The sequence below is a fragment of the Cyanobacteriota bacterium genome (assembly GCA_025054735.1).
GTDB lineage: Bacteria > Cyanobacteriota > Cyanobacteriia > SKYG9 > SKYG9 > SKYG9.
This window is the reverse complement of record JANWZG010000462.1, coordinates 1-2,792: the sequence shown is the minus strand read 5'-3', so window position 1 is coordinate 2,792 and position 2,792 is coordinate 1. Positions and strand designations below refer to the sequence as shown.

The 2,792-nt window shown below is 48.4% G+C and carries 3 protein-coding genes; all 3 read left to right on the top strand.

Annotated elements, in window-relative coordinates; all coding sequences use genetic code 11:
* Positions 1 to 1,074, top strand: a 1,074-nt coding sequence (locus NZ772_16830; GenBank protein MCS6815220.1) for an Hsp70 family protein, incomplete at its 5' end; no start/stop codon positions are given.
* Between the two features lie 234 nt (positions 1,075 to 1,308).
* Positions 1,309 to 2,436 carry a molecular chaperone DnaJ gene (gene dnaJ, locus NZ772_16825; GenBank protein MCS6815219.1) on the top strand — a complete coding sequence of 376 codons (1,128 nt, stop codon included), beginning with the start codon at positions 1,309 to 1,311 and terminating at the stop codon, positions 2,434 to 2,436.
* Positions 2,437 to 2,438: 2 nt separating this feature from the next.
* On the top strand, positions 2,439 to 2,711 hold the full coding sequence (locus NZ772_16820; GenBank protein ID MCS6815218.1) for a sulfurtransferase TusA family protein: 273 nt from the start codon (positions 2,439 to 2,441) through the stop codon (positions 2,709 to 2,711).
* Positions 2,712 to 2,792 lie beyond the last annotated feature (81 nt).

Sequence of the window (2,792 nt, the reverse complement as noted above, 5' to 3'; positions counted from 1 at the left end):
GCAGACGAAACGGGGCCAAAGCACCTAGAGATGGAGTTAACTCGTTCCAAGTTTGAAGAACTGGTTAGTCATTTGGTTGAAAGCACGATCGAACCAGTTAATCAAGCGTTAAAGGATGCTGGTTTGGGAATTGATGACATTGATCGCATTCTGTTGGTGGGAGGATCCACACGGATCCCAGCCGTTCAAGAAGCCATCCGGAAGTTCTTTAAGGGAAAGTCACCTGATCGGTCAGTTAACCCCGACGAAGCAGTGGCTCTAGGAGCGGCTATTCAAGGGGGTGTCTTGGGTGGTGAAGTTAAAGATTTGCTACTGCTAGACGTTACGCCTTTGTCCTTGGGCATTGAAACCTTGGGCGAGGTATTTACAAAGATTATTGAACGGAACACTACAATTCCCACTAGTCAAACGCAAGTCTTTTCAACAGCAACAGATGGTCAAACATCTGTAGAAATTCACGTCCTGCAAGGTGAGCGTGCTATGGCGCGCGATAATAAGAGCCTAGGAAAGTTTCAGTTAACTGGCATTCCTCCGGCTCCTAGGGGTGTTCCTCAAATTGAAGTTACCTTTGAGATTGATGCTAACGGCATTCTTAAAGTCTCTGCTAAAGACAAGGGAACTGGCCGGGAGCAAGGTATTCGCATCACCAATACGGGTGGCTTATCCCAAAGTCAAATTGAGCGGATGCGGCAAGAGGCTGAACTCTATGCCGATCAAGATAGGCAGCGAATGCAGTTGGTTGAACTCAAAAATCAGGCTGACAGTCTGTTCTACAGCTATGAGACAACCCTGCGAGATAATCGAGAGTTTATTTCTGATGAGTTGAAAGCTCAAACTAATGAAAAGGTTATGGCACTGAAAGCAGCCTTGGCTGACAAATCAGTCACTGTCGAAGAGATGACTGCTCGCATTAATGCATTGCGAGACGCTATCTACATGCTTGGCTCGGCTGTATATCAGCAAACTGGTGTCTCTGCTGGGTCTCCTAGTGGTAGTATGCCTCTCGACGGAGATGACACTGACTTTGCCAATGATGACACCGTTGCTGCTGACTATGAACCGATCGAAGAGTAATAAATCTGTCTCAGCTAGTTAAACGTCTGCGCAGATGAATGTGGTTACTATAGTTAGCATTGTTAGTTCGGTTAAAATTGTCGGTCAAAGGTTCGGTTATTATCGCCTTAGTGGGCTATTCGACTAAAGCCAGAAATGTTACGTTATAGATTACATAACAACGTCAACGTTGGTTGCATAGTTGTTTGGCAATTGTATTTCTTCACTGTATTCCATACGTAATCCCTATCTGCCATGGCTCGCGACTACTACGAAGTTCTTGGCGTTTCTCGTGACGCAGACAAAGATGAATTAAAGCGCGCATATCGTCGGTTGGCCCGCAAGTATCACCCCGATGTCAACAAGGAAGAAGGGGCTGAGGAGCGGTTTAAAGAGATCAACCGAGCGTATGAGGTGCTCTCGGAGCCAGAAATGAGGGCTAGATACGATCGGTTTGGTGAAGCAGGCGTTAGCGGTGCTGGTGCAGCTTCAGGTTACGAGACTGTTGACTTTGGTGGCTTTGCAGATATTTTTGAGAGTTTCTTCAGCGGTTTTTCTGGTGGAGTAGGCCAGGCGAGTCGGCGGCGCAGTGGGCCAATTCGCGGGGACGACTTGCGCATTGATCTGAAGCTGGACTTTCGTGAAGCAGTTTTTGGTGGCGAAAAGGAAATTCGGATTAATCATCTAGAGACCTGTGAGGTCTGTAGTGGTACTGGCGCTAAACCTGGTACAAAGCCTCGAACCTGTCCTAGTTGTGGCGGTTCCGGCCAGATTCGGCGTGCTACTAGGACTCCCTTTGGTAGTTTCACCCAGGTTTCAATTTGCCCGACGTGTAATGGCTCCGGACAGGTGATTGAAGATAAGTGCGATGCCTGTGGTGGGGCAGGGCAAAAGCAGGAAACGAAGAAGTTGAAAATTAATATCCCGGCAGGTGTTGACAATGGTACTCGCTTACGGGTGTCAGGTGAAGGAGATGCAGGTCAACGCGGTGGTTCGCCAGGAGATTTGTATGTGTATTTGTTCGTGAATGAAGACCCGGAATTTCAGCGTGATGGCACAAACATTCTCTCTGAGGTAAAAATTAGCTATCTCCAGGCAATCTTGGGTTGTCGGTTGGATGTCGCTACGGTGGATGGTCTGGCAGAGCTAACGATTCCACCCGGTACTCAACCGAATACAGTACTGATGTTAGAGGGACGGGGTGTGCCTCGGCTGGGAAATCCGGTTAGTCGTGGAGATCACCTGATTACGGTGCAGGTCGATATTCCTACCCGAATTTCAACTGAAGAGCGGGAGCTATTGGAGAAGCTAGCTAAGGTTCGGGGCGATCGCGTTGGCAAGGGTGGTATTGAGGGATTCCTTGGTAAGGTCTTTGGTGGATAGCTATGGTTACTCAGTCGCCACAGTCCCCTACGCCTGATGCACACATGGATTTGCGTGGTACACCATGTCCAATCAACTTTGTACGGACACGATTGCGGTTGGAGCAGCTACCACCAGATTCCCTTCTTGAAGTGTGGCTGGATCCTGGAGAGCCGATCGAGCAAGTTCCTGACAGTTTACGGATGCATGGCTATCTAATTGAGTCCCTTACTGCGCAGGATGACTTTTTTGTGTTGCAAGTTCGGAGTCCTCTACAGCCTACAGCAACCTGCTAGTTGTTATGCTGACTAATCAAGACTTTTGCAGCATAGCAAGCGGCTCTAAAGCAGGCATGATAGGTACGGTTTTAGCTATCC